Genomic DNA, 1801 nt, shown 5'->3' on the forward strand with positions numbered 1-1801 from the left:
TGGCTATGGCCAGAAAGCCGAGTGCGGCAATGAAAATAAGTGCGCTTCCGGCCGCAATGAGGCCAGTCACGCGAATAAGAGAGTTTGAGTCGCTGCAATCTTCCATAGCGGCCTAACACTTGAGTTAAGCCGACACGCGTAGTGGCGGCGAATGCGTGCTAGCGTAGCGCAAGCACGCATTTGACGCCACGAAGCGGGTTCGGCTTGAACGAATTGTTAGGCGAGATTTTTGCACTGAGCAAAGTGACTGCGCTAGATGGCTTTGAGTAGCTGCTGCTTGTGAGGGTTGGTACTCAATGCGTGCATTGTTGCTGTGTCATGGCCTTGAAACCTACTGCGACGGCAGAGCGAATGCTCTTGCAGAAAAGCATGGTTGAAACGCTCAGCTGACGTAGCCACTGTGCGATTGAAACGTAGAGCACACGATCGCAGCGCACTGCTCTTAAACAGCTTTGACCGCAATGCGCCCTTGCTTTTGAAACGCCTAACACCTGAATTAAGCCGCGCCGCGAAGCGGCGTCGGCTTGAATGAATTGTTAGACCTGCCAACCGCAGAGCTGGACAAGTCTTTGAACTGAACCTCTACCGGAACTTGATGGCGGCACGAGTTCCCTCGCGCGGGGTAACGCCATTGGGTCACAGCCGAAAGAATTGCCTCGTTGTATCCAACGGGCTGGCCGCGGCTACGACCGATAGGATGCCACGCCGCAGAGACGATGGCGGGTGACTGCACTTGACCGGTGCGACTAATGACAAACGAGACCTGGGCTTTGCCAGAGAACTCGTTGTGCAGTCGAGGCGGCAGCTTTGGCGGAACGGTCGATGTAGGAGTAAGGCCAGAAGAACAGGCCGGATGCGACTCGGCAGCAGCGGATGCACCAAGTGTGATGCCAAGAAGCAGAACTACCAGACTGCAGATTCTTCTCATGGCAGGTCTAACGCCTGAATTAAGCCGCGCCGCGAAGCGGCGTCGGCTTGAATGAATTGTTAGCGCCCAACCGGATCATAGATGATCAATGGGGTTGCGACCCATTCCTTAAAAGACGTGTTGGCTGAAAAAACACGCAGCAAAGCTCTACACGGCATGGATAGACGATCAATTACCAAATGCGAGAGTCCTTTGAGCGCAGCGATGCCTGGAACGAAATACTCGTCTGTAGGGGAAAGGGCAAAACGAGTTTCGCCGCTCTTGATTGAGAAGAAGGCTTCTTCGCCAACAAATTCCTCTGTTTTGCGAGGCTTGGTCGGGTCTGGTTTGCCAATCAAAGTGATCGTGTGCGTTGTTCGGGACAGGGTGACCTTGCTAGTACCAAATACACCATCAACCCAGAAGTGCCCGGACGGTGAGTCCATTGTGTATGCAGAGTCCTCAAATATGGGATACCTATCAAGTCGCCTTGATAGCTGATCAAGCATTTCTAGTGTGGAAACACTATAGGACTTGCTCTCACTTGAGCTTCCACCACCGGAGAACAATGGTAGTGAGGCAGAGGCTTGTAGGCCCTGTGTGCGTGTAATTGAGGTTTTTGGCGACACGTCGAACTCTGATTCATACAGTCGAGACACAAAGTCAGTGTCGAGGTAGATCAGTCTTTCGGCTAACGATTTATCTTTCATGGGCGCTAACACCTGAGTTAAGCCGCGCCGCAACGAGGTGCAACCGAAGCGACCGCAGCCTGAAACCGAAAGATAACACGATGCCATGAAGCGGCGTCGGCTTGAACGAACTGTTAGGTTGTAGGCGCCCGACGACCCAGTGCACACGCGAAGCAAGCTACGGAATGCTACCGCCACCACGGTG

Annotated in this window: 1 protein-coding gene; it reads right to left on the reverse strand. The window is 53.5% G+C overall.

The features are described 5' to 3' along the window. Positions 1–987: 987 nt before the first annotated feature. Positions 988–1801 (reverse strand): hypothetical protein (locus K7B09_RS13015; protein ID WP_223629893.1); only part of this gene is annotated, 814 nt, incomplete at its 5' end.

This window comes from Thermomonas beijingensis (genome assembly GCF_020034655.1).
Taxonomy (GTDB): domain Bacteria; phylum Pseudomonadota; class Gammaproteobacteria; order Xanthomonadales; family Xanthomonadaceae; genus Thermomonas; species Thermomonas beijingensis.